Raw genomic sequence first — 25,550 nt, 5'->3', positions numbered from 1 at the left:
AAAAAGAATTTTTTCAAATACTTGTGGACTCCTACACTGGTTTTTCCAAGGGCGCCGCCAGATGCGCCCTGCGCACCGCCCAAACCTTTCAGGGGAAACCACATGAACCTTCGCCGCTACTGGCACCAATTCCTTCAGACGCTGTGCGTGGGCTTGACCGCCGCCTCGCTGCCGCTGGCCGCGCAGGCGCAGGCCAACTATCCTGACCGGCCCGTGCGCATCATCGTGCCCTTCACTGCGGGGGGAAGCTCCGACATCCAGGGCCGTCTGCTGGCCGAACACCTGGGCAAACTCTATGGTCAACCGGTGGTGGTGGAAAACCGCCCGGGCGCCGGCGGCCACATCGGCGGCAAGTTCGTGGCCGACTCCGGTCCGGACGGCTACTCCCTGCTGCTCGGCTCGATCGGGTTGCACGCCACCTACGGGGTCTACAAGCACCTCAACTACCAGCCCGCCCAAGACCTGAAGCTCATCACCATCGTGGCCGAAATGCCGCATGTGGTGGTGGCCAACCCCGGGCTGGAAGCCAACACGCTGGCCGAGCTCACCGCCCTGGCCCGCGCCAAGCCCGAAACGCTGCACTTCGGCTCGGCCGGCGTCGGATCGTCGGTGCACATGGTCGGCGAGCTCTACAAGATGTCTGCTCAAGTGCCCATCGTACACATCCCCTACCGCGGCAGTTCCGCCGCCACCAACGACCTGCTGGGCGGCCAGATCCAGCTTCTGTTCGAGAACGTGCCGACCACCATCGGCTACATCCAGGCCAAGAAGCTGAAAGCCCTGGCCATCACCGGCACCGCCCGCTCCCCAGCCCTTCCCGATGTGCCCACCGCCGCCGAAGCCGGCCTGCCCGGCCTCACCGTCACGTCATGGACCACGCTGGCCGCCAGCAAGGACGTCCCTGACGCGCTGATCGAGAAGATCAGCGCAGACCTGCGCCGCGTCTACGCCGACCCCGCGTTCCGCGCGGGCCTGGAACGCCTGGGCATGACACCCGTGGGCAACAGCCCCGCCGACGCGCGCGAATTCGTGGAGCGCGAGCGCGCCCGCTGGAACAAAGTCATCGAAAGCGAACACATCACCGCGGGTTGAACCTTCGACGGGGCGGCGCCTGCGCCGCCCTGTTGCGTTCGACCTGTCTTCTTTCCGTCTTTCTGCCGCACAGCCACACATGAACCGCATGCTTGCCACCCCCATCGCCTGCCGCCGCCTGGCCGACGCGCCCCATCACCACTTCTTCGGCTACTACAACAAGACGGTCTGGCACCGCGATGGCCGCTACCTGCTGGCCAACCGCACCCCCTTCAAGGATGCACGGCTGACGCCCTTGCTGAGGGCCGAAGTGGGCTACTTCGACCTGCAGGACGGCGACCGCTACCATGCCGTGGGCAGCACCACCGCCTGGAACTGGCAAATGGGCTGCCAGCTGCAATGGCTGGACGGCGAGCGCGACCCGCAGATGATCTACAACTGCCGCAGCGACGATGACAATGGCGTGTATCCCGGCTTTCGATCCGCCGTACACAATGTCGCCACCGGCCAGACGAGATACCTGCCAATGCCCATTTACGTGGCGGCTCCGAACAGCCGCTATGCCCTGTGCGTGGACTACCGCCGCCTCTACATCACGCACCAGACCATCGGCTACAGCGAGCTTGCCCCCGGCCCCGTCGCCAACGCCCCGGTCGACGACGGCATCCATCGCATGGATCTGGAAAGCGGCGCGCACCGCCTGCTGGTCAGCTACGCCGACCTGCGCAACTTCCATCCGCGCGATTCGATGGCGCGCGCCATCCACTGGGTCAGCCACATCGAGGTCAATCCCTCGTCCAGCCGCATCCTGTTCCTGCACCGCTGGACCGAACGCGTGGAAGACGAAACCTGCTTTCTCCACCGCCTGATCACCATGAACGCGGACGGCAGCGATATGCGCCTGCTGGAATGCTCTGATCATCCGCTGCCGCAACTGGCCGACGACTTCGACCCGGCTGCGGTCGGCACCTTCGACTACGAGAAGTCCGAATACCAGATCTCGCATCCGCTATGGCGCGACGACCATACGATCATCGTGTGGGGGCCGCATGCCGGCCGCATCCACTATCACCTCTATGAAGACGCGCCTGACGGCGCAGTCCAGGTCGTAGGCGCCGGCGTGCTCACGGAGAACGGCCACATGACCTTCTCGCCGGTGAACACGCGCTGGCTGCTGAGCGACACCTATCCGGACGCCGCCACGCACGAACGCATCCTGTTCCTCTACGACATGGAGACCGGACAGCGCCACGCGCTGGGCAGCTTCTACGCAGATCCCCACCTGTCCAAGGAAAACCGCTGCGACCTGCATCCGCGCTGGAGCCGCGACGGCACGCAGGTCTGCATCGACTCCGTGCATGAGGGCGAACGGCAGATGTATGTGCTGGATGTGACGCCCATTGTCGGGAGGGGGGCTGAGGTTTGAAATGACCGGCAAGTTGGGCGCGCCCGGGAAAGGTCCGATTTCCGAGCTGCTCCAGCGGAAGCTGCTGACCTTCTGCTCCGGCAGGGGGATGATGGTCTGCGGCTTCGAGAATTCGACTGTTAGGTGAAGGTCTCAGGCAATCAATATTGAAGCAGTCAGGTTTGAAGTAACCGGGAGCCCCGTGCGGGGCCTCTACAAGACCGACTACTCACCGCACTGACACTGGAGCATTACCACTATGTTGCAATACCCCGCAAAGATCGAAGCTGATGGGGATGGCTTTATGGTGTCCTTCCGAGATATCTCCGAAGCGCTTACAGGCGCCGATACCCGGGAAGAAGCCGAGAAAATGGCCGCCGACGCGCTTCTAACGGCCATGGATTTTTATTTTGAAGACGGCCGTGCCGTACCTGAAGCGTCCGCACCGGAAGGTGCAGAGGTTTTGGTCAGCTTGCCGGCCAGCGTCGAGGCGAAGATCCTCGTGCTAAATGGAATAGATCGAGTCGTCCCTTGACCCAGCGGTTTAGCTCGGCGCAACCGTAAACATAGTCGCGTGCGTGAACTTTCGCCGCAGTGCCGACGACGCTAGATTGTCGGCCCCGAGGGAGTAGGTGAAATCGATCAACGCGGCGCACTCTGTCGAGGGCCTCCGCCAGGTCGGTCCTCTCGCCTCGCGTCGCACTCAGCGTCCGTATGGATCCGCTTCGGGTCGATGAGTTGATTTTTATGGTTATTCTGGCGCGGCAGGAGGGGCTCGAACCCTTATATTAGGTGCGGAAGGCTAAACGCCCGCCTCATGCCACGCAAGTTATTGAATTAAAAAAGACTTCTCTCCAGCGCAAGCATGCAATCAGCTGCATGCTTGGGATCGAAGCGATAGGATACACGTTCGACAGCGCTTTGCCACTTAGACCCCAAGCTTGGAGTCTCGACGGCGCCGCCGGCTAAAGGCGCCTTGCCCACAACGCTGCCCACATTGATGACTCGGCCCCAGCGTTGCTCGTGCGTAAGCGCCCGGCAAACCCATATTGAGCGCCGAAGTTGTCCCCGATAGTGTCCACCACTTTAGGCGGACACCATGTCCAACACAGAATTAGCACCGGTGCCTAAGCGCCGGTCTTATCAGAAGGCGCTGAAGGCGCAGACGTCGCTTAGTGCGGCCGGCCCGGAACATCCATTGCTGGCGTGGCGCTGTCGCACGGCGTGAATGAAAACTTCGTGCACAAATGGATTCGCCAGGCTGACCGGCAGCCACCAGTAGCGCCGGCGTTCGTGCCGGTCGCATTGCCAGCGCTGCCCTCGCCAGGCCGTCACATCGAGACACGGTTGTCGCTCGGTCCTGTGCAAGCGGCTGTGCAATAGCCCGTGAGTGAGGCCGGCGCGAGCGTAGCCTGGTTACGCGACTGGCTGCGGTGATCCGTGTCGATGCGATCTGGCTGGCCACCGAGCCGCTGGACATGCGTGCAGGCAACGGCGTTGTCCCGGATGGTAGCCGTGTTCGGTTTGGCCCGTCCGCACCACGCCCATTGCTTCGCAAACCGGCGCGCCAACCGCATGAAGGTGCTGGAGCATGACGGGATCGGCGTGTGGCTGGCCGCGCGCCGGCTGAACCGCGGCAAGTTCGTGTGGGCCGATGCGCTGCGTGGCCCACACGTCGCGGTCGACAGCGAGCAGTGGCTGGCGCTGGTGCTGTGCCTGCCCTGGCCGCATGTGGGCGCGGCAGGCGTGATCTCGGTGTTGTAGCGCCGGACAAATCCGGCAAGACGCCAATACCGCCGCTGCGAGCCCTGCGGCCTACTGTCGGCCATGAGTACCGCATCCCTGGATCACCTCGACGCGCAGCAGCTGCGCGCGTTGGCCGAACGCCTGATGGGCGAGGTGGCCACGCGTGACGCCCAGATAGCGGCGCACGACGCGGTGGTCGCCGAGCGGGATCGAGTACTGCACTTCAAACAGACGCACATCGACCAGCTCATGCAGAAACTGGCGCTGTACAAGCGCTGGCGCTACGGCAAGCGCAGCGAGCAACTGAACCCGGCGCAGGCAAGGCTTCTGGAAGAGACGATGGATGCCGACTTGGCGGCCATCGAAGAGGAAGTCAACGCGCTGCGCGTAGCGGTCTCCACCCCGCCTGCGGCGCCGCAAGCGCCGCTTCGCATGAGGCTGCCGCCCGAGTTGCCGCGCACCGAGCTCCACCACGAACCGGCGTCAACGACGTGCCGCTGCGGCTGCGGCTTGAAACGCATCGGCGAGGACGTCAGCGAGAAGCTGGATTACCTGCCGGACGTCTTTACGGGCGAGCGCCACATCCGCGGCAAATGGGTGTGCGAGCACTGCGAGACGCTCACGCAGGCGCCCGTGCCCGCGCAGGTCATCGACAAGGGCATCCTGACGACGGCACTCGGGCGCAGGTACTGGCGGCCAAGTTCGCCGACCACCTGCCGCTATACCGCCAGGAAGGCATCTTTGCGCGCGCCGGCCTGGCGCTGCCGCGCTCGACGCTGGGCGAGTGGGTCAGCATGTGCGGGCTGCGGTTGCAGCCGGTGGTCGATGCGCTCAAGGCCGATGTGCTGGGCAAACCCGTGCTGCATGCCGACGAGACGCCAGTGCAGATGCTCAATCCGGGCGCGCGCAAGACGCACCGAGCCTACTTGTGGGCATAAACACCGACCTTCGTTCGACAGCCTGCGCGCGGTGCTCTACGACTTCGCGCCAAGCCGGGCCCGCGAGCACTGCCGCACGTTCCTGCAAGACTGGCGCGGCAAGCTGGTGACGACGATTATGCCGGCTACAAGGCCGGCTTCGCTGCCGGCATCCCGGCACTTGGCTGCATGGCGCACGCCAGGCGCAAGTTCCATGACCTGCATGCAAACCACCACAGCCAGATCGCCGGAGAGGCGCTGGAGCTGTTCGGCGCGCTCTAAGGCGCGGAGCGGGACGTAGCCGACCTGCCAGCCAACGAGCGCAGGCCGTTGCGGCAGGAACGCGCCGAGCCGATCACCGCGATGGCTAACGCAAATCGGGAGACGTCCATTGAAATTGGGTTATTGGCTGCTCACCCCTCATCGCCGCAGCAGCATCCCGGACTGATTTTAAGCTCTCGGTGTCTTTATAATTGAGCCGGGGAGAATAGATATTCCCTACATCCGGACGTTGCATTGACAGTTTCGACTCACGCATGATTTCCAAAATCATTTTATTGGAATTCACCACTGTATCCAATTGCGCGGGAGTTAGACCTGGATTGCCTAGAGATATTTTTCCCTCTAAATATGATTCGGTGTAAACGATTCTTTGAAAATCAAACCCAGGCCTAACCATCCCATCAACGATAGCGACCCCACCGAAAAAGCCCCCAGAATTAACGCGAACACCCGCTATGTCTGCTGTCCCACCGGTCATCCGGAACCCTCCGCTACCTCCACCTCCGCACTCTTTGCGGTGCAGGGCTTGCGCAAGACTTTCAATATAATAGTTTTCGCTTGCTTCTCCAGCTGGAGGACTGGCCGGAGGAGTGAGAACAGGGATCGCAATTCCGGGAGAGATCCCCGCAGCGTTGTGGCGATTATAGTCTTCCAGAATGGCCCTCGACAAAGTGTCGCGCATGTCCTTTTCGAAGCCGCTACCGATCATATCCTTCGCTCTTGAGGCGACTTTAGGACACCCCTGCGCGTATATTTCTATGTCCCAAAAAGATTGACTGAGCGCTATAGCTACCGCAATTCTACTACTTGAAAAGGCTACGGATACCCTTTGGTACGCTTTTTCAGCTAGAGGATCGGCAATGTCGCAGGGAATGGCTGGGGCAGCCGCCCAAGATGACGGGGCATAGAAAAAAAGAGAAAGCAGTATAAGTGGCGATTTCATACATTCACCTATCGCAAGGTGAGAATACTAGCCCTGCTAGCCCGGCAGTGGTTTGAAGCTCCCACCACCGTCCGGCTTTGCGGGCGTATCAGTAGCGTAACTAGGCCCTTCATATCTAGTTCTAGTGGTGGCATACAAAGAGCAAACGATTACAACCGCACCAACAATTATTGCAATTATCCCCGGTGAATGACTTGCCAGCCGAAATTTTGGCAACAGAGCTGCAGGCAACTCACCAGCCGAAAACACGCTTGCTTTCTCATGCGCGAAGAACGAAACCGCCAACCCAGAAAATGAAATGCCACCACCAACCAATACCACAATAAGCCTCAACAAAATTAGATTTGAGCTGCTCAACATACTGGCTGCAAATGCACGATCCTTAACACCCTCTTGGATCACCGCCAGGACACGCATCTGTGTTACCGCGACCAGTATTAGCATTGAAATTAGCAACGCTATTAAGGCCAAACCCAATCCCAGCCAAATAACGGACTGCCATTTCGGCACGTCGGATGGACATTGATTCGACATTAAGCGCCCCTTCGTGGTCAGGGATACCGGCTTCGTAGCAATTCGAAGTGCGGGCCGTCAATAAAGGCGGACAGCCCTTGCTTCCCGCGCCGCGAAACGTAATTGGCAGCCAGATCTGCTGGAGATTCTGTAGAGTTGGTGAAGTCCGCATCCCATGCACCACCCCAACGCAGCGGAATTTCCAATTCCTGCGCCCCCATCCGCATAGCATCCGCGATAAGATATATCGGAGGCCATTCCCAACGGGGCTTGCCATTTATATATGGCACAAGATCAACCGCATGCCCCGTAACGTGCCGCGAATCCAATGTCTGGGCAGCGCCTTTTTGGACCATTTTCTTATGTTCATCCACAGTGCGAATGCCGTCGAGCACGGCGCATTCCTGCGCTGAAAGTTGAGAGGCTTTCTTGACAACGCTGACCCAAGCATCATGCACCCTCAGAAGCTCTTTTCGAGATGCCGCACTAAGTTCGAAAGCGCCCATATCGCCCCCTTGCAGCTAGAATTCCAAGTTTGATGCGTCGACGAAAACACTAATCTGCCTTACTTGGCACGGCATGCGCCTCTTTTCGATCCGAGGTAGGCAGCCGGAATTCTGCAATTTATACTTTTGTTTTTGATGCAACGCGTACTCAAATTTGGGTATCGCCGAATGCAGTGGAAACGGTGACGTTTATTATCTCGACCGACCACCCGAAACTTCCCGATCAAGTTCGGTCCGCTGCACCGCGCTCATCCTTGCGCCCCGTTGCCGACCCCCACGGCGCAACGCATTGCGGGCCAGGCGATGATAGCTGGGGGATACCGCCTCCCCTTCGGCTTCTCTGTATCCGCAATTGCGCGCTTCCAACCACGCGGCGGGTCGCGTCCCGACTGATTCATGATTCCCGATGCGCCAATCTTGCGCATTCCTAGCTGTGGCTGGCTGCCGTGACAGGGGGAGCCGACAAGACCTTGACGACGACGGGAATGGCTCTCCAATCGCCCCGCGCCAGGGGTCGTTCGGCGCCTTTTCCGAGCGGGCCTTAATCGTGGTGTCCGAGCAGTGGTGCAAATCATTGTCAAACGCAATTGAACTGTGAGCCTCTTCGCGCGTCGGCGCGCAAAGTAAATCTGGGCCGTGCGATTAGTTCTTGGCGGCGGGCACATACCCAGCGCGGCGCTGGTGTGTGAGGCGTGACGATCTCCCTAAAAACATGCCTCTCGCTCCACGAAGAAGCATTTGATATCATATGGAAAATATCAGTAGCTTTTGACATATTCTGCGACAAAGGGAGGGCTCTTGACTGCTCAGTTTGACAATTGGCCGATCGAACGTATTCGAAGCTTATCTAAGCCTGAAGTACATAACCTTCGCCAAAATGCACTTTGCCTCGGACATGACGTCGTGGTGGAGCGCTGCGACCAAATTCTAAATGCAGTACCCGCCTCAAGGTCAGGAAGTAGGCTGAAAAAAAGAATTGCTATGATCATTCCAAGTACTGCCGCAGAAGAAATTGCGGAGCTATTTGTAAATTTGCCCCCCGTTGCCGCTGTACCTAACGCGCATGCACGCCTCAGACGACTTGCCGACCCCGTAAAGACTTTCTCTGAGCTGTGGCGGCAGTACATCAATTGCGGATTCTCAAGCCAGGAAAAGAGTGACCCCGATACCCCTCTTGGTCGGTTCGCCGAGGGCGAGTCACCACTTATGCATCTGCCGTCCGTTATTGCCAATGGCGAGAATCCGGATTGGATTGCCGCTGAACTTGCCGCAGCAGGTTTGAACCGCATGACGGGGAAGAAAAGGGATCTGGTCCTAGCAGCTCGACGCGCTTTCGTAAAGGCAAGAGGACTTGACGATCTGCTAGTCAATGGAAGATCTGGGGGCGGACTATCTGTCTTCCTCGATTTAGCACGCGGCCTCACGAACGATCACGAAATTGCCACTTCGGCGAGGTTTAGCAGGGGCCTTGACGCCGAAGAACTATATGGAATCAGCCACAAGCAGATTCGCAACATCCTCGTAAATACTGGCCTCGCCCATAATGTCATCCCACTTGATTCCCGCTGGAAAGGGTACATCGGCAACAGGATGCATTTCGACCCAGCCGATCTCGGTCGCCGTAACGCTTACCTTGAAGTCGAAGATGTGATTCGCAAGGCGCTGATGATCGCGCAAAACCATCGAAATGACATTCCAAACCTTGCCGTACTAGACTCAGTCGTTTTCGCTGTCCAATCTTCTAAAGGACATATCGGCGGAGGCTGGACGGGAGCGTGATCGTGGTGATGATCCGCCGGGCACGAGGCTTCACGCATAACTGGGCACAATTTAGCGACCGTAGCGTGCACTACCTATTCCGATCAATACTTTGCATGAATTATTGCCGGCTAGCCATCCGATTTAATACCCACAGAAGCCAATGAATTTCAAGGAATCACCTGGAAATATCGACCCTGCTCGAGCGCTTATATATCTATGGGAAATTCTTGATTCCCACGGAAATATTGTCTATAGATACGTCGGCAAAGCCTCCGGGGGAGCGCACCGACCTCGCACTCAATACAAACGCAATGTTATTAATTTGTTAACCGGCCAGCCATATCGAAAGAGCAAACCGACAAAGTTCAGGCCAATACATAGACGAATGGCGCAAGCTGTTAAAGCTGGCGAGACAATACGACTATCGTTCATTTGCAATGTATCACCAGTTGAGGACATAAATCAGCTAGAACGCTATTGGCAAAATTTCTTTGGATTAAGAAACGGCTAAGTGCGTTGAGGCATAAAACCGGTCGAGGAAAGGCTCTATAGCTCTGCCGCCAATATGTCGTTAAAGGTCAGTGGCTGTGGTATCGAAGCACGATAGAACATGAAGATAGTGGCTGGACTTTAATACTTCTTATATCCCGTGTATGAATACGGAACTGAAATTCACTTCTGATTAGAGAGAAAAATGGGTTTTTGGGATGTAGTAAAAAGCGTTGCGCTTTCTGCCAAGTGTGCAACTGGATAGCATGCAGGAGATTGGCAAAAAAGTGCCGGCGGCCCAGAATGCTCAATGGGAAAGACATGCCCCGATTGCCATACTTACGTGACAACAAACAAACACTCTTACACCGAGTGGAAAAAAATTAACTATTCAAATTGCAGTTCCGTCCGAGAGTGCAAACATTGCGGAGGCACTGAGGAACAAATAATTCACGAATACAAAAATAATGGAAAGGAAGAAAATTGCAGATTAATTAGCAAATGCCGTGACTGCGGCGCCATTGAAACAGGACGAGAAGATCATGAATGGGTAGAATTTCTTGACCACGAAGTGAAGGTTGGTGACAAAAGAAAATACAGACGATGCGGCACAACAGGCTGATTATTAATCAAAATTATTAACAAAAGCCACGCCTGCCCCAATTGAAAAATTGAGTGTGCGTTTACAACGGCGGCTTAGAAAATTGTTTGATACCGAGCCGTTGATTTGACGAAGTCCTCTGGCGCGGCAGGAGGGGCTCGAACCCCCGACCTCAGGCTTAGAAGGCCCGTGCTCTATCCAGCTGAGCTACTGCCGCGCGGTGTGGTGATGCCCGGAAGCTGTCCGGGCGCCGCATTTTACCTCGTTACGGAAAAAGTGGTTCGCGCCCGGGGGCCCCGGGGCAAACCCTATTCCTCGCCAATCTCCGTGTGCGTCGACACCCACAAAACAATCGCATCTTCCGGACTCAAACTGATCACCCGGTGCCCCATGCGGCTATCTATATAGAAGCTCTCCCCGGCCTTCAGCCTGGCGGGCTCGTAGAACTCGGTGTAGAGCAGGACCTCGCCCTCCAGGACGTAAACGAATTCCTCACCGCCGTGGCGGCTCCAGTCGTGGAATTCGTCGAAGGAGCGGGCCTTGACGCGGGTGTGGAACGGCATCATGCGCTTGTGCGACAGCGCAGTGCACAGCAGGCGGTGGTCGTAGTACGGGGTTTCGTACTGGCGCCCTTCCCCCTGGCGGCTCAGGCTGCGGCGGCCGGTGCCCATGTGGGCGTCGGACGCGGTGAAGAGTTCGGCCACGTCCAGGTCCAGGCCCGCGGCGATCTTGATCAGGTTGTCATAGGTGGGAGACAGCAGGCTGTTCTCGATTTTCGACAGGGTCGATGCGGACACGCCGGTGGCCTCGGCCGCCTGCTTGAGAGTCCATGCGCGCGCCTGGCGCAAGGCTCGCAGCCGTTGTGCCAATGCGCTCTGTTTGTTGCCTTGCATCTGTATGCCCTGTCATGCCTGCACTGTCATGCCCGCGATCGACGCTCCCGCCACCAGTCGCGCGCCTGGTAAGACCAATAAGTCAATTGAACCGCCGCCGTGCCCAGGCTGCCTCCGTTCCAGGCCAGCCCGAACGGTTCGAAAAGCCTGTAGCGCTGCGTGTCGCCGGTGATCGCCTCGGCCACGACGCGCCCGCCTATGGAGGTGGTGTTCATGCCGTGGCCGCCGAACGCCGTGCAATACCAGACGCCGGGGCCCAGCAGGCCGATCTGCGGCATCAGGTGCCGCGCGTAGGCCATGCGTCCCGACCACGCCGCTTCCACGCGCACCCCCTGCAATTGGGGATAGACGCTGAGCAGTTCGCGGCGCAGGGACTCGGCCAGATCGGGCGGGTCATCGACACGGGTGGTGATTCTACTGCCCCAGCCGATGCGGCCGCCATCGAGGACGCGGTAATAGTTGCCGGCGCGCCGGTCGTCGCCGATGGCGGCGGTGCTGCGGATGGCGTCGCGCACGCGGTCGCCCAGGGGCTCGGTCAGCATGATGTAGGTGGCGATAGGCAGCATCGCGCGGCGCAGGGCCGGTACGACGTCGCCGGTGTAGCCGCCCGTGGCCAGCACCACGGTGGCGGCGTCGATCTGCCCCTGTTCGGTCTTCAGGTGCTTGACCGCACCTTCAAGCGTGGCCTGCACGACCGGCGAATCCTCATGGATGCGCACGCCAAGCCGGACGCACTCGCGGGCCAGCGCGCGGGCGTAGTTGAGCGGATGGAAATGAAACGATGCCGGGTCTTCGACGCCCTGGAAGTACACGTCCGAGACGAGCCGCTCCCGGACCTCGCTGCGGGATAGCAACCGCACGTCGCGCCCGAAGTCGCGCTGCTGGCTGTCGCACCACTGGCGCAGGGCGTCGGTGGCCTCGTAGCGCACGACGCGCAGGCGCCCGTCCACCTTGTGCGCATCGGCGATGCGCAGGTCGCGGATGTTGTCGCGGATGATCTCGACGCCTTCCATGGACAGCCGGTAGAGCTGGCGGTAGTGGTCTTCGTCGACGTGTTTCCGGATGGCGTCGGCGCCCGCGGAAAACGCCGGGGACACGGAGCCGCCGTTGCGGCCCGACGCGCCCCAGGCGATGCGCCGGGCTTCCAGCAGGATGACGTTGCGGCCCCGCCGGGCCAGCTCCAGCGCGGTGGACAGGCCGGCCAGACCCGCGCCGATCACGCAGACGTCCGCGCTGGCCGCGCCCGCCAGCGGCGGATAGTAGGTCTGGCTGTCGGCGAGCGTGCGCTTGTAGTAGGTGTCGATGTACTCGGAGACCATGGTGTCCGCTCAGTGCAGGCCCGCGCCTTGCAGGCCCCCGGTCAGGCGCTTTTCCAGCCAGTTGGCCAGGCGCAGGAGCGGGTAGCAGTAGATGAAGTAGATGGCGGCGATCATGCCGTAGATGAATAGCGATTTGGCCGGGAAGGTGATGATGAACACTTCGCCCTGTCGGGTCAGTTCCGTGATGCCGACCACCGACAGGATGGCCGTGCTTTTGATCAGCATTACGTAGACGCCGCTCATCGGTTGCACGATCAGCCGCATCGCTTGCGGCAGGATGACCAGCCACAGGATCTGCAAGGGACGCAGGCCCAGCGTCATCGCGCCTTCCGTCTGGCCGCGCGGCACGGCCTGGATGGCGCCCATGACGATTTCGGCCACATAGCAGGACGTGTAGACCGACAGCGCGACGAACGCCGCCGTGCCGGAATCCCAATGCAGCAGTTCGATGCCGGAACTGGGCAGCACGAAATAGAAGATGTAGAGCTGAACCAGGAACGGCGTGCCGCGCAGGATGTGGATGTACAGGCCCAGCAGTTGGTGCACGCCGCGGATGCGGTAGCTGCGGATCACGCCGATGACGAACCCCAGCAGCGACCCGGCGATGATGGCCACGAACGAGATCTTCAGCGTTTCCCAGAAGCCCTTGAGCAGGAAAGGCAGCACGACGCCGGCGGTGGAGAGATAGGATTCCAGCATGCTTACCTCGCGTTCCAGGCCGGGCCGGCCAGCCAGAGGCTCACGCCCTTGGACAGCAGCAGCATGACGCAGTAGATCAGCAGGTAGCCCGCCGCGATGGTCAGGAAGGCTTCGTTGGGCACGATGCGCTCGCTGTTCATCTGCACGCCCGCGGCGACCAGTTCGAACACCGTGATCAGCGACAGCAGCGAAGTGTCCTTGATCAGCACGGCCGTCTGGCCCAACAGCGGCGGCAGCGTGTTGGCGAAGGCCTGCGGCAGCACCACGTAGCGCAGGCGCTGCTGATAGTTCATGCCGCAGGCCTTGGCGCCTTCGATCTGGCCGCGCGGCACGGATTCGATGCCCACGCGGATGATTTCGCTCATGTAGGCCGCGTGGTGCAGCGTCATGGCGATGATGCCCAGCGCCATCTCGCTCCAGCCCTTGGCGCCGGGCACGACAAACGGCACCGCGTAATAGACCAGGTAGATCTGCACCAGCAGCGGCGTGGAGCGGACGAACTGCACATAGCCCGCCACCGGGCGCCACACCACGGCGCGCGACGACATATGGGCAAGCGCCAGCGGCACGCCGGCCAGCACCGACAGCACCAGGCTTGCGCCCGCCGCGATCAGGGTGTTGGCCAGGCCTTCGGCGAATTGGCCCGTGTACTGGCTGACGATGCGCCAGTTATAGAAATCGATCAGCCAGTCCATGGGCGGTCCCGTCTCCGATCAGTGGTCTTTCTTCCAATCGGTGGAGTACCAATATTTCACCTGCTCCGGCAGCGTGTTGTCGGCGGTCTTCAGCGTCTGCCAGTTGTCCAGCCAGAACTTCAGGCGGAACGCGTTGGGGCCGACGGCGAACGCCAGCGGCTCGCGTACCATCACGCCCTCCAGCACCCGCAGGTTGCCGAAGTCGACCAGGAACTGATTGGCGGTGGACAGCGACATGATGCCGGCGTCCAGGCGGCCGCTGGACAGCGCCTGGCCGACCGGAGCGCTGCCGCCCGAGAATTCCTTCAGGGTGGCCTTGGGCAGCATCTTCTTGCCGACTTCGGCGTAGGTGCTAGCGCCCAGCGCGCCGACGGTCACGCCGTCCTTATTGAGCTCCTGGTAGGTCTTATAGGGAGAATCCTTGGGCACGACGGCGACGGTGTCGGCGTAGAACATGGGCAGCGAGAACAGCACTTGCGCGGCGCGCTGCGGCGTGGGCGTCATGTCGGCGGCCACCATGTCGGCCTTGCCCGACAGCAGCGCCGGCAGCAGGCCCTTCCATTCATAGTCCTGCAGCACCAGCTTGACGCCCAGGTCGTCGGCCATGCGCTTGGCCACTTCGACCGCCAGCCCGGTGCGCTTGCCCGACTTGTCCATGAAGCTCATCAGCGGCCCGGACGTCTGGACCGCGACGCGGAGCTCGCCGCGCTTGATGATGTCGGAAAGTTCGTCCGCCTGTGCCGGCAGGGCCACGGTGGCGGCCGCCAGGGCGACGCTGGCCACGCCCAGCCATTGTTTGATTTTCAGCATTGCTAACCCCTTTGGTGATTGGACCCATATCATTCCGGGCAAGGCACATCGCGCCGGCAGCGCCCGGATTAGCCGGACCGGCGGGACTACAGAATCTTTTCCAGGAAGGCGCGGGTGCGCGCCTCTTTGGGGTGGCCGAAGACGTCGTCGGGCGTGCCCATTTCGACGATGCGGCCCGCGTCCATGAAGATCGCGCGGTCGCCCACGTCGCGGGCAAAGCCCATTTCGTGGGTCACGACCGCCATCGTCATGCCATCGCGCGCCAGGGCGCGCATCAATTCGAGAATGCCGCCCACGGTCTCGGGGTCGAGCGCCGAGGTGGCCTCGTCAAAGAGCATGAGCTGGGGGTCCATTGCCAACGCGCGCGCGATCGCCACGCGCTGCTGCTGGCCGCCGGACAACTGGCTGGGATAGCGGTCGCCGAATTCGGCCATGCCCACGCGGCCCAGCAGTTCGCGGGCGTAGCGCTCGGCGTCGGCGCGGCTGCGCCCGCGCACCACGCGCTGGGGTAGCGCCACGTTGTCGAGCGCGGTACGGTGCTGGAACAGGTTGAAGTGCTGGAACACCATGCCCACGTCGGTGCGCCAGCGGTTGACGTCGGTGGCCGGATCCGTGAGGGACACGCCGTTCACCCGGATCGTGCCGCTGTCGATGCTTTCCAGGCCGTTCAACGTGCGCAGCAAAGTGCTCTTGCCCGACCCGGACGGACCGACCACGACCATCACCTCGCCGCGCTCGAGCTGGCAATCGATGCCGTCGAGCGCCAGATGCGGGGGGTGCCCGTCGCGCCGATAGGTCTTCTTGACTGCCTGGACAACGAGCAAGGGTTCCGCCACGTATTCACCTTGAAGGTGCAGTGCGCGGCGGGTCCGCATCCCGCGGGGACCCCTGCCGCCAACACTGGCGTTTCACAAGGCGCCGCCACCGGACGCCTCAAAAATATTTCGCATTTCACGTCATAGTTTCGTATAGTAAATTTTTTTCCAGAATCGCCACTTAGGCATAACCCTTAAGCCCCACGCGAAGGCGCTCACTTCGCAAGGCTTTCCAAGGAACCGGCATGGACACTCCCCAAGACATCCTGCGCAATCTCGGACTGAATCCCAGCGCGCTGACCGGCGGCACGTTGATTGCCCGCAGCCCCATCGACGGCGCCGAACTGGCGCAGGTGCACGAACACACGGTGGCCCAGGCCCACGCCGCCATCACCCGCGCCCGCCAGGCCAGCCTTGCCTGGCGCGACGTGCCGGCCCCGCGCCGCGGCGAACTGATACGCCTGTTCGGCGAAACCCTGCGCCAGCACAAGCAGGAACTCGGCCGACTGGTCAGCCTGGAAGCCGGCAAGATCGTCGCGGAAGGCGAAGGCGAAGTGCAGGAAATGATCGACATCTGCGATTTCGCCGTAGGCCTGTCGCGCCAGCTCTACGGCCTGACCATCGCCTCCGAGCGCCCCGGCCACCGCATGATGGAAACCTGGCATCCGCTGGGCGTCGTCGGCGTCATCAGCGCCTTCAACTTCCCGGTCGCCGTATGGTCCTGGAACGCCGCGCTGGCGCTCGTTTGCGGCAATGCCGTCGTCTGGAAGCCCTCGGAAAAGACGCCCCTCACCGCGCTCGCCTGCCAGGCCCTGTTCGCGCAGGCCGTGCAACGTTTTGGCGACGCCCCCGCCGGCCTGTCCGAAGTCCTGATCGGCGGCCGCGACATCGGTGAAGCCCTGGTCGACTCGCACACCGTGGCGCTGGTGTCGGCCACCGGCTCCACCCGCATGGGCCGACAGGTCGGCCCGCGCGTCGCGCAGCGCTTTGGCCGCGTCCTGCTCGAACTGGGCGGCAACAACGCCATCATCGTCGGCCCCACCGCCGACCTGGACATGGCCGCGCGCGGCATCGTCTTCGGCGCCATCGGCACCGCCGGCCAGCGCTGCACCACCACCCGCCGCCTGATCGTCCACGAAAGCGTCGCCGACGAACTGGTCCAGCGCCTGCACAAGGCCTACGCCAGCGCCCCCATCGGCAACCCGCTCGACAGCGGCAACCTCGTCGGCCCCCTGATCGACCGCGCCTCCTTCGACGCCATGCAGGCCGCACTCACGGCCGCCCGCGAACAGGGCGGCAAGGTCACGGGCGGCGAACGGGTGCTGGCCGACCAATTCCCCGACGCCTGGTACGTGCGCCCGGCCATCGCCGAAATGCCCGGCCAGACCGACGTGGTCTGCCACGAAACCTTCGCGCCCATCCTGTACGTCATGCGCTACAAGGAATTCGGCGACGCGATCGCCATGCAGAACGGCGTGCCGCAAGGCCTGTCGTCGGCCATCTTCACCAACGACCTGCGCGAAGCCGAGACCTTCCTGTCGGCCGCGGGCTCGGACTGCGGCATCGCCAACGTCAACATCGGCACGTCCGGCGCCGAAATCGGCGGCGCCTTCGGCGGCGAAAAAGAAACCGGCGGCGGCCGCGAATCCGGATCGGACGCCTGGCGCAACTACATGCGCCGCGCCACCAACACCGTCAACTACTCGCGCAACCTGCCGCTGGCCCAGGGCATCAAGTTCGGCGAATAAACCGGCCCGCCGCCGCACGCGCGGCGGCGCGCAATGCCGCAAGCAGTACACATTCAGCCCCGCGCCTTGTCGACAATGCGCGGGGCTGCATCATTCTTACAGCCCATACATACGATTAGCCTGACTTACAAACTGTTGCCGGGGACGGTGCTACATTTCTTCATCACAAAAACCATACACGTCCCCAATGACCTCCAGCCGTCCCTTCCACCGCACTCCCACTTCCCGCCTCATCGCCGCCGCCCTGGCGCTGAGCGCCGCCGGCTCCGCCGCGGCAGGCGTGTCGTACCGGCTGGACCGTCCCGCCGCGGCGCCCGGCGAAACCATCACCATCGAGGCGGTGTACTTCAATGAAGGCAGCGCGCGCGTCGACTGGCAGGCCCCGCCCGAACTGGTCCTGCAATGGCGCAGCCCGGACGGCCAGATCGTCCGCAGCCTGGCCAAACTCAAGAGCGGCCGCGACAGCTACAGCGTGCCCGTCAACAACTTCGCGCGCATGTCCTGGACCGCCGAAGTGCCCAGCACCGCGCGCGGCCTGCAAGCCGTGTCCATCGAAGGCCAGCCCTCGCTGATGGCATTGGACGCCACCGGCCGCGACAGCGGCACCCTGGCCACCACGCCCGCCCAAACGCCCGTCGTCGACGCCCGCAGCGGCCAGCCCCTCCCGCCCGCCGCCGTCGCCGCGGCCGGGGCCTCGCCCGACGCCGGCCCCGCGCCCGCAGCCAACGTCGAGCAGACCGTCGAACAGGCCGCCTTCGAGAAATTCCGCAGCGCCTTCTCGGCCTACAAGCCCGTCTACTTCGCCGTGGGCACCCGCGGCCTCACCACGGCCCGCTTCCAGATCAGCGCCAAATACCGCCTCATCAGCCCCCGCGGCACGGGCGACTCGTGGCACGACGACTTCTACTTGGGCTACACCCAGACCTCGCTGTGGGACCTGGAAAGCGACTCCAAGCCTTTCATCGACACCACCTTCAACCCGAGCGTCTTCTGGCTGTCGGACGACATCTGGAAATCCGAGAACCAGAACTGGCGCTTCGGCATGAACACCGGCGTCGAGCACGCGTCCAACGGCAAGGACGGCGAGGACTCCCGTTCGCTCAACGACGGCTACATCGAGCCGCGCTTCCACTACCGCTTCGACAGCGGCAGCACCCTCACCTTCGCCCCCAAGGTCAAGGCCTACTTCGCCGTCGCCACCGAGAACAGCGACTACTCCCAATACGCCGGCCACGTCGACTGGCAACTGCGCTGGGCCCAGGACGACGGCGCGGTCATTTCGGCCATGTACCGCCAGGGCGACCAGAAGCGCCGCACCACGCAGCTGGACTTCGCGTGGCCCCTGCGCCGCACGTTCCTGAACTGGAACGGCTACCTGCACCTGCAGTACTTCAACGGCTATGGCGAGACGCTGCTGGGCTACAACCAGCGCAACGAAAGCCAGTTCCGCGTCGGCCTGTCGCTGATTCCCTAAGCGCCCAACGCGGCACTCAAACTTCAAATGGAAATCGCCGGCCTCAAACGCCGGCGATTTGCTTTGCGTGAAACCCGCGAAACGGTGTGCGAGCCGATGTCAGCCCCCTTGAACTAAAGACACTCGAACGCCAGATAAGGCCGCCCGTGCGGCCGACATCTGGCAGCCCCGCAAGATCTTCCAACCCTCAACAGCCCCACAAAAGAAGGCCAAGCAAGCCGCCCCCCCCAGCAACCGTCCGACCTCACACGACGCAGCCCGGTGCGGCGGCGGCCTGGGTGCGCGGGGCGTGTAGATGCGCCCGAGGGAATCGGAAGGCAGGCGCCGAAGGGCGCCAACGACGATGACGACGGGGCAGTCCGGAGCGAAGGCTCCGGACCGCAATCGTAGCCCCGCGCGCCCAGGCCGCCGCCGCACCGGGCGTCTCAAGAACCATTCACCGCAGCCAAAAACAAGCCAAATAAAGCAACGAAGGGATTTCCCTCGATCCCATCCACAACGCCCCCGGCTCCCGTAAACTCCGCGCCAAAGCGCAGCCACAATCCGCGCAACAAGGGAACCCGGTCAATCACCCCCGGGGGATAAAGAAGCACACACCAAGCCAGTCATGTTCGCCGACCTGAAGCACCTCTCGCACCACGCCGCCTGGCGCCGCCAGCTGGAAATGCTGCTCGAAGCCGCTGGCGAAGGCATCTACGGCATCGACCTGCGCGGCCGCTGCATCTTCATCAACAGCGCCGGCGCCGACATGCTCGGCTACACCCCCGACGAACTCGTCGGCCGCAACATGCACTACCTCATCCACCACTCCCACGCCGACCGCCGCCTCATGCCCGTGCATGACTGCCGCATCTTCAAGGCCTTTCGCGACGGCCGCGGCGAGCGCGCCGACGACGAAGTGCTCTGGCGCCGCGACGGCAGCTGCTTCGACGCCCAATACGCCTCCTACCCCATCCGCAACGACCAGGACGTCGTCGGCGCCGTCGTCACCTTCTCCGACATCACCGCCCGCAAACAGATCGAACGCGAACTCCAGAGCACCCAGGCCCTGCTCGAACGCCGCGTCGGCGAGCGCACCGCCGAACTCAGCGCCGCCCACGAATCCCTGCGCCGCCTGTCCTCCCACCTGAGCACCCTGCGCGAAGAAGAACGCGCCCACATCGCCCGCAACATCCACGACGACCTCGGCGCCTCCTTCACCGCCCTGCAGCTCGACCTGAACTGGCTGCGCCGCCAGCTCGGCGCCGCGCCAGAACTCCAGGCCCATCTGGACCGGATGCTGGACGTCACCCAGACCGCCATGGGCGCCACCCGCCGCATCCTCAACGACCTGCGCCCCGTCGTCCTCGACCACCTCGGCCTCTGGGCCGCCCTGGAAGCGCTGCTGCAGGACCTGCAGACCCGCAGCGGCCTGCAATGCCGCTACCTCTGCCCGCCCGACACCGAAAGCCTGCGCCTGGACCGCAACGCCGAAATCGCCATCTATCGCATCGTCCAGGAACTGCTCACCAACGTGCAGCGTCACGCCCGCGCCCGCAGCGTCAGCGTCAGCGCCGTCTTCGGCGCCGACGGCCTGGTGCTCACCGTCGAAGACGACGGCGTCGGCATGCAGTTGCCCGAAGACCGCCACACCTTCGGCATCCTCGGCATGCGCGAACGCGCCCGCGCCATCGGCGGCGACCTCGCCCTGGACAGCGCCCCCGGCGCCGGCATGCGCGCCCGGCTGCGCCTGAACCCGCTGGCCGCCTAAAGGAACCGCCGCCATGGCCTTGAACCTGCTCATCGTCGACGACCACCTCATCATCCGCCGCGGCCTGGCCCGCATCCTCGAAGAAGACCCGCGCGTCGCCCTCGTGCACGAAGCCGCCGATGGCCCCGCCGCCTTGCGCGCCCTGCGCCAGGCCCACTACGACGCCATCGTCCTGGACGTCGCCCTGGGCGAACGCGACGGCCTGGACGTCTTGAAGAGCGTGCGCGCCGACTACCCCGCATTGGGCGTCGTCATGCTGTCCGTCTACCCGGAATCCCAGTTCGCCGTGCGCGCCCTGCGCGCCGGCGCCCACGCCTACCTCAACAAAGGCTGCGAACCCGAAGAACTGCTGGCCGCCCTGAACAACGCCGCCGCCGGAAAAATGTACGTCACGCCCACGGTCGCCGAACTGCTCGCCCACACCGTCCGGCAGGACAGCTCGCGCCCGCCCCATGAGCTGCTGTCCAACCGCGAATTCCAGGTCCTGCAACTGCTGGTCGCCGGGCGATCGGTCTCGGCCATCGGCGAACAGCTCGCCCTGTCCGTCAACACCATCTCCACCTACCGCAGCCGCATCTTCGAAAAACTCAACGTCCGCACGCTCGTCGAACTGGTCGCCTACGCCAACACGCACCAGTTGGGTGCCATCTGAACCGCCGCGCACTATCGCGGCGCAAGACGCGCACCACGTAGTAGGTCCCCTACACGCGTATCGTTGAACCGGCGATACCGGCCACCGGCGGCCGGCCCCATGATGGCTCCATTCCCGACCGAAGGAGCGACCATGTCCCTTTTCAGCAACCCGTTCGACGCCAACAGCCGCCTCGCGTGCGGCTGCGGCCGCCACGCCTCGCAGGCCGAACACGAGCGCGCCGCGCAGGCCCAGTCACAGGCCAGCGCCACCGACAACGCCGTCGAACAGGCGGTCATGCGCGCCCTGTTCCCGCAGGACGCCTTGCGCCGGCGCTTCCTGCGCGCGGTCGGCAGCAGCACCGCCATGGCCGCCATCGCCTCGATCTTCCCGCTGGCCGCCGCCCGGGAAGCCTTCGCGCAGACCACCGGACCGCTGGAAAAACAGAAGCTCAAGGTCGGCTTCATTCCCATCACCTGCGCCACCCCCATCATCATGGCGCACCCCATGGGCTTCTACGGCAAGCAGGGCCTGGACGTCGAAGTCGTCAAGACCGCCGGCTGGGCGCTCATCCGCGACAAGGCCATGTCCGGCGAATACGACGCCGCGCACATGCTGTCGCCCATGCCGCTGGCCATCTCCATGGGCGTGGGCGCCAGCCGCGCCGTGCCGTGGACCATGCCCGCCGTCGAAAACATCAACGGCCAGGCCATCACCCTGTCCATGAAGCACAAAGACCGGCGCGACCCGAAGGACTGGAAAGGCTTCAAGTTCGCCGTCCCCTTCGACTACTCCATGCACAACTACCTGTTGCGCTATTACCTGGCCGAGCACGGCCTGGATCCCGACACCGACGTGCAGATCCGCTCCGTCCCGCCGCCCGAAATGGTCGCCAACCTGCGCGCCGACAACATCGACGGCTTCCTCGCCCCGGACCCCGTGAACCAGCGCGCGGTCTACGACGGCGTGGGCTTCATTCACACGCTCTCCAAGACCATCTGGGACGGCCATCCCTGCTGCGCGTTCTCGGCCAGCAAGGAATTCGTCACCAGCATGCCCAACACCTACCAGGCGCTGCTCAAGGCCATCATCGAAGCCACCGCCTATGCCCGCAACCCCGCGAACCGCAAGGAGATCGCCACCGCCATCGCCGCGCCCAACTACCTGAACCAGCCCGTCACGGTCGTCGAGCAGGTCCTGACCGGCACCTACGCGGACGGCCTGGGCAAGGTGCTGACCGATCCCAACCGCATCGACTTCGATCCCATGCCCTGGCAGTCGTTCGCGGTGTGGATCCTGACGCAGATGAAGCGCTGGGGGCAGGTCAAGGGCGACGTCGACTACCAGAAGGTGGCCAGCGAGGTGTTCCTTGCGACCGACGCCGTGCGCCTCATGCGCGAGGCGGGCCTGACCCCGCCGGCGGAAGCCGACAAGACCTTCAGCGTGATGGGCAAGCCCTTCGATCCCAGCCAGCCCGAGGCCTACCTCGCCAGCTTCAAGATCCGGAGGACCTGATGCGGTCCGTGCAACACTGGCGGGCAACCTTTCTGTCGGTTGCCCTGTTTCTGGTATTCCTGCTGCTGTGGCACGCCGCCACGCGCCCCGATGCGGGCGAGGCAACGGTGGACCCGGCCTATGCGGCGCTGGTCGGCAACGCCGCGGCCAGCGGGTCCAAGACGCCCTTTCCCGGGCCCGCCGAGGTGGGCGCGCAGTTGTGGCAGCACATCAAGGACCCCTTCTATGACCGCGGCCCGAACGACAAGGGTATCGGCATCCAGCTGGGCTATTCGGTGGCACGCGTGCTCGCCGGCTTCGGCCTGGCCGCGCTGGTGGCGATTCCGCTGGGCTTTCTGATCGGCATGTCCAAGACGGTGTACCGCGCGTTCGATCCCTTCATCCAGATACTCAAACCGATCTCGCCGCTGGCCTGGATGCCGCTTGCGCTGTACACGATCCAGGACGCCGACACGTCGGCGATCTTCGTGATCTTCATCTGCTCGCTGTGGCCCATGCTGGTGAACACCGCCTTCGGCGTGGGCGGCGTGCGGCAGGACTGGCTGAACGTCGCCCGCACGCTGGAGGTGCCGCGCCTGCGCACCGCCCTGCAGGTGATCCTGCCGGCCGCGGCGCCCACCATCATGACCGGGATGCGCATTTCGGTCGGCATCGCCTGGCTGGTGATCGTGGCCGCCGAGATGCTGATCGGCGGCACCGGCATCGGCTACTTCGTCTGGAACGAATGGAACAACCTGTCCATCTCCAACATCATCTGCGCCATTTTCTTCATCGGCCTGATCGGCATGCTGCTGGACAACCTGCTGGCGCGCGCCGCCCGCCTGGTCAGCTATCGGGAGTAACGCCATGAGCCAATCTTTCCTGCAAGTGCAAGGGCTGGGCAAGCGCTACCCCGGACGCGACGGCAAACCCCAGCCGCCCGTCTTCGAAAACATCGACTTCCAGATCGACAAGGGCCAGTTCGTCTGCGTCATCGGCCACTCCGGCTGCGGCAAGACCACCATCCTGAACGTGCTGGCCGGCATCGATGAAAGCAACGAAGGCGTCGTCATCATGGACGGCCGCCAGATCGCCGGCCCGTCGCTCGAACGCGGCGTGGTGTTCCAGGCGCACGCGCTGCTGCCCTGGCTGACCGCGCTGCAGAACGTGGAGTTCGGCGTGCGCTCGCGCTGGCCTACCTACAGCCGCGATCAGGTGCGCGGGCACAGCCTGCGCTACCTGGACATGGTGGGGCTGACCAAGGCCGCGGGCAAGAAACCCTGCGAGCTCTCGGGCGGCATGAAGCAGCGCGTCGGCATCGCCCGCGCCTTTGCGATCCAGCCCAAGATGCTGTTGCTGGACGAACCCTTCGGCGCACTCGATGCGCTGACCCGCGGCGCCATCCAGGACGAACTGCGCGCCATCGTCCAGGAAACGCACCAGACCGTCTTCATGATCACCCATGACGTGGACGAGGCCATCCTGCTGTCGGACCGCATCCTGCTCATGAGCGCGGGCCCCTACGCCCGCATCGCGGAGTCCGTCAACGTGGACCTGCCGCGCGACCGCACCCGCGCCAGCCTGCATCACGAACCCCGCTATTACGAAATCCGCAACCATCTCGTCGACTTCCTGGTCGACAAGGCAGCCCAAAAGGAGTGAACCCACCATGATGTCCCGCGCAGAAGTCACCGAACTCGTCGTCACCCGCAAACTGGAAAAAAAGCTCACCTGGAGCGCCATCGCCGAGGCCGTCGGGCAGAGCAAGGAATGGACCGCCGCCGCGTTGCTGGGTCAGATGACCATGACCGAAGAACAGGCGCAGGCCGCCGCCCGCGTGCTGGACCTGCCCGCCGACGCGGTGGTGCAACTGCAGGTCGTCCCGTACAAGGGCTCGCTGCCGACCACCGTTCCCACCGACCCGCTCATCTACCGCTTCTACGAGCTGATCAACGTCTACGGCACCACCTTCAAGGCGCTGATCAACGAAGAGTTCGGCGACGGCATCATGAGCGCCATCGACTTCAAGATGGACCTGTCGCGCGAGCCCGACCCCAAGGGCGACCGCGTGCAGATCGTGATGAGCGGCAAGTTCCTGCCGTACAAGACCTATTGATGCAACGATGGCGGGGCGCGGCTGCGCCGGCCCCTAGCCTTCGGCGGCCAGTTCTTCCCAGCCCAGTTCGCGCGTGCGCTCCAGCGACGCCGTGACTTGGGCCGCCGCCTCGCGCACCGCCTCGACGAGGTCCTGGTCTTTCAGCAGCCGCGAAGCGACGCCCGCCATGAACACGTCGCCCGTGCCGTGCACAGACGGCGGAATCGCGATCTCGGGATGGGTCACCACCGTGGCGTCGTCGCGCGTCACGACCACGAGCTGCAACGTGCCCGGCGTGGCCGCCATCGGGGCGGCGCTGGTCGCGACGATCCAGCGCGGTCCCCGCGCCATCAGCTCGCGCGCCGCCGCCACCACCTCGTCGACGGACGACAATTGCCGGCCGACCAGCAATTCCAGCTCGAAATGGTTGGGCGTCATGCCCTCGGCCAGCGGCACCAGCAGATCCCGGTACTGCGCCACCAGGCCTTCGTTCACGTAAAGGCCGTCGTTGCGGTCGCCCATGACCGGATCGATGAACACACGCAGCTCGGGACGCGCGGCCCGCACGGCGGAAAGCCATCGGGCCAGCAGGCCCGCCTGCCCCGGCTGGCCGAGATACCCGCAGACCACGGCGCGCGCCACCTGGGTCACGCGCCGGTCATCCAACCCCTGCAACAAGCCTTCGAACCAGTCCAGCGGCACCGCGCCCCCGTGCAGCGTGGGATAGTGCGGCGTATTGCTCAGCAACACGGTGGGAAGCGCGATCGCGCGCAGGCCCGCCTTGCGGAACACCGGCATCGCGGCGTTGTTGCCGACATAGCCGTACACGACCTGGGATTGGATGGAAACGATGTCCACCTGCGCGGTGCGGGCGGGCAGCGCTGCGCCCGAGGCGGGGGCAGCGGGGATGGCGGTCATACGGGTAGCTCCTG

23 protein-coding genes, 1 tRNA gene and 1 pseudogene are annotated in these 25,550 nt (G+C 63.2%); 14 read left to right on the top strand and 11 right to left on the bottom strand.

Going from position 1 to position 25,550, the window contains the following annotated elements:
• Nucleotides 1-102 precede the first annotated feature (102 nt).
• The 5 genes and pseudogenes from ACZ50Q_RS08730 to tnpC form a co-directional block, all read left to right on the top strand.
• Nucleotides 103-1,092, top strand: a complete 990-nt coding sequence (locus ACZ50Q_RS08730; protein ID WP_464081214.1) for a Bug family tripartite tricarboxylate transporter substrate binding protein — start codon at nt 103-105, stop codon at nt 1,090-1,092.
• Between the two features lie 79 nt (nt 1,093-1,171).
• Complete coding sequence (locus ACZ50Q_RS08725) at nt 1,172-2,458, top strand: hypothetical protein (RefSeq protein ID WP_464081213.1); 1,287 nt, start codon at nt 1,172-1,174, stop codon at nt 2,456-2,458.
• Nucleotides 2,459-2,696: 238 nt separating this feature from the next.
• Nucleotides 2,697-2,972: a type II toxin-antitoxin system HicB family antitoxin gene (locus ACZ50Q_RS08720; RefSeq protein ID WP_464081212.1), complete on the top strand. Its 276-nt coding sequence runs from the start codon at nt 2,697-2,699 to the stop codon at nt 2,970-2,972.
• A 980-nt stretch (nt 2,973-3,952) separates the two neighbouring features.
• Nucleotides 3,953-4,201, top strand: a complete 249-nt coding sequence (gene tnpB, locus ACZ50Q_RS08715) for an IS66 family insertion sequence element accessory protein TnpB (protein ID WP_464081211.1) — start codon at nt 3,953-3,955, stop codon at nt 4,199-4,201.
• A 63-nt stretch (nt 4,202-4,264) separates the two neighbouring features.
• Nucleotides 4,265-5,457: pseudogene (tnpC, locus tag ACZ50Q_RS08710) on the top strand (IS66 family transposase); the annotation flags it as partial.
• Nucleotides 5,458-5,467: 10 nt separating this feature from the next.
• On the opposite strand, the gene ACZ50Q_RS08705 reads toward tnpC, so the two are convergent.
• The 3 genes from ACZ50Q_RS08705 to ACZ50Q_RS08695 are packed head-to-tail and all read right to left on the bottom strand — an operon-like array spanning nt 5,468 to nt 7,344.
• On the bottom strand, nt 5,468-6,325 hold the full coding sequence (locus ACZ50Q_RS08705; RefSeq protein WP_464081210.1) for a hypothetical protein: 858 nt from the start codon (nt 6,323-6,325) through the stop codon (nt 5,468-5,470).
• Nucleotides 6,326-6,361: 36 nt separating this feature from the next.
• Nucleotides 6,362-6,859, bottom strand: a complete 498-nt coding sequence (locus ACZ50Q_RS08700; RefSeq protein WP_464081209.1) for a hypothetical protein — start codon at nt 6,857-6,859, stop codon at nt 6,362-6,364.
• 17 nt (nt 6,860-6,876) lie between these two features.
• On the bottom strand, nt 6,877-7,344 hold the full coding sequence (locus ACZ50Q_RS08695; RefSeq protein ID WP_464081208.1) for a M15 family metallopeptidase: 468 nt from the start codon (nt 7,342-7,344) through the stop codon (nt 6,877-6,879).
• A 798-nt stretch (nt 7,345-8,142) separates the two neighbouring features.
• Between ACZ50Q_RS08695 and ACZ50Q_RS08690 the strand changes: the two genes are divergently transcribed.
• A complete protein-coding gene (locus ACZ50Q_RS08690) occupies nt 8,143-9,123 on the top strand; it encodes a hypothetical protein (RefSeq protein ID WP_464081207.1) in 981 nt (326 codons plus the stop codon).
• A 1,212-nt stretch (nt 9,124-10,335) separates the two neighbouring features.
• On the opposite strand, the gene ACZ50Q_RS08685 is transcribed toward ACZ50Q_RS08690, so the two are convergent.
• The 7 genes from ACZ50Q_RS08685 to ACZ50Q_RS08655 form a co-directional block, all read right to left on the bottom strand.
• Nucleotides 10,336-10,412 (bottom strand) — tRNA-Arg (locus tag ACZ50Q_RS08685).
• A gap of 91 nt (nt 10,413-10,503) precedes the next feature.
• The gene (locus ACZ50Q_RS08680) at nt 10,504-11,088 is read right to left on the bottom strand and encodes a helix-turn-helix domain-containing protein (RefSeq protein WP_464081206.1); all 585 of its coding nucleotides are present in this window, start codon (nt 11,086-11,088) and stop codon (nt 10,504-10,506) included.
• A gap of 26 nt (nt 11,089-11,114) precedes the next feature.
• A complete protein-coding gene (locus tag ACZ50Q_RS08675; protein ID WP_464081205.1) occupies nt 11,115-12,407 on the bottom strand; it encodes an NAD(P)/FAD-dependent oxidoreductase in 1,293 nt (430 codons plus the stop codon).
• Between the two features lie 9 nt (nt 12,408-12,416).
• A complete protein-coding gene (locus ACZ50Q_RS08670) occupies nt 12,417-13,106 on the bottom strand; it encodes an amino acid ABC transporter permease (protein WP_076515237.1) in 690 nt (229 codons plus the stop codon).
• A 2-nt stretch (nt 13,107-13,108) separates the two neighbouring features.
• Nucleotides 13,109-13,801, bottom strand: a complete 693-nt coding sequence (locus tag ACZ50Q_RS08665) for an amino acid ABC transporter permease (RefSeq protein WP_464081204.1) — start codon at nt 13,799-13,801, stop codon at nt 13,109-13,111.
• An 18-nt stretch (nt 13,802-13,819) separates the two neighbouring features.
• Nucleotides 13,820-14,611 (bottom strand): ABC transporter substrate-binding protein, encoded by a 792-nt coding sequence (locus tag ACZ50Q_RS08660; RefSeq protein WP_076515240.1) that lies wholly within the window; start codon nt 14,609-14,611, stop codon nt 13,820-13,822.
• A gap of 86 nt (nt 14,612-14,697) precedes the next feature.
• Nucleotides 14,698-15,447 (bottom strand): amino acid ABC transporter ATP-binding protein, encoded by a 750-nt coding sequence (locus ACZ50Q_RS08655; protein WP_092582784.1) that lies wholly within the window; start codon nt 15,445-15,447, stop codon nt 14,698-14,700.
• 224 nt (nt 15,448-15,671) lie between these two features.
• Here ACZ50Q_RS08655 and amaB point away from each other — a divergent pair, with 224 nt between their 5' ends.
• The 8 genes from amaB to cynS all read left to right on the top strand — a co-directional run bounded on the left by amaB (nt 15,672) and on the right by cynS (nt 24,639).
• Nucleotides 15,672-17,174 carry an L-piperidine-6-carboxylate dehydrogenase gene (amaB, locus tag ACZ50Q_RS08650; protein ID WP_464081203.1) on the top strand — a complete coding sequence of 501 codons (1,503 nt, stop codon included), beginning with the start codon at nt 15,672-15,674 and terminating at the stop codon, nt 17,172-17,174.
• Between the two features lie 187 nt (nt 17,175-17,361).
• The gene (locus ACZ50Q_RS08645) at nt 17,362-18,648 is read left to right on the top strand and encodes a phospholipase A (RefSeq protein WP_464081202.1); all 1,287 of its coding nucleotides are present in this window, start codon (nt 17,362-17,364) and stop codon (nt 18,646-18,648) included.
• 607 nt (nt 18,649-19,255) lie between these two features.
• Nucleotides 19,256-20,398 (top strand): sensor histidine kinase, encoded by a 1,143-nt coding sequence (locus ACZ50Q_RS08640; RefSeq protein WP_076515247.1) that lies wholly within the window; start codon nt 19,256-19,258, stop codon nt 20,396-20,398.
• A gap of 13 nt (nt 20,399-20,411) precedes the next feature.
• Nucleotides 20,412-21,050: a response regulator gene (locus ACZ50Q_RS08635; protein WP_076515249.1), complete on the top strand. Its 639-nt coding sequence runs from the start codon at nt 20,412-20,414 to the stop codon at nt 21,048-21,050.
• Nucleotides 21,051-21,182: 132 nt separating this feature from the next.
• The gene (locus ACZ50Q_RS08630; protein WP_464081201.1) at nt 21,183-22,544 is read left to right on the top strand and encodes a CmpA/NrtA family ABC transporter substrate-binding protein; all 1,362 of its coding nucleotides are present in this window, start codon (nt 21,183-21,185) and stop codon (nt 22,542-22,544) included.
• Nucleotides 22,544-23,386, top strand: coding sequence for a nitrate ABC transporter permease (gene ntrB / locus ACZ50Q_RS08625; protein WP_464081200.1), 843 nt, complete (start codon nt 22,544-22,546; stop codon nt 23,384-23,386). The genes ACZ50Q_RS08630 and ntrB overlap by 1 nt, the downstream gene beginning before the upstream one ends.
• A gap of 4 nt (nt 23,387-23,390) precedes the next feature.
• Nucleotides 23,391-24,185 carry an ABC transporter ATP-binding protein gene (locus ACZ50Q_RS08620; protein ID WP_076515253.1) on the top strand — a complete coding sequence of 265 codons (795 nt, stop codon included), beginning with the start codon at nt 23,391-23,393 and terminating at the stop codon, nt 24,183-24,185.
• Nucleotides 24,186-24,195: 10 nt separating this feature from the next.
• The gene (cynS, locus tag ACZ50Q_RS08615) at nt 24,196-24,639 is read left to right on the top strand and encodes a cyanase (RefSeq protein ID WP_076521711.1); all 444 of its coding nucleotides are present in this window, start codon (nt 24,196-24,198) and stop codon (nt 24,637-24,639) included.
• 33 nt (nt 24,640-24,672) lie between these two features.
• Here cynS and pdxK read toward each other — a convergent pair whose 3' ends face one another.
• On the bottom strand, nt 24,673-25,536 hold the full coding sequence (gene pdxK, locus ACZ50Q_RS08610) for a pyridoxine/pyridoxal/pyridoxamine kinase (protein WP_464081199.1): 864 nt from the start codon (nt 25,534-25,536) through the stop codon (nt 24,673-24,675).
• Nucleotides 25,537-25,550: the final 14 nt, after the last annotated feature.

This window comes from Achromobacter sp. T5-5 (assembly GCF_055397965.1).
Note: the sequence above shows the minus strand (reverse complement) of the source record. Positions and strands in the feature narration are given on the sequence as shown.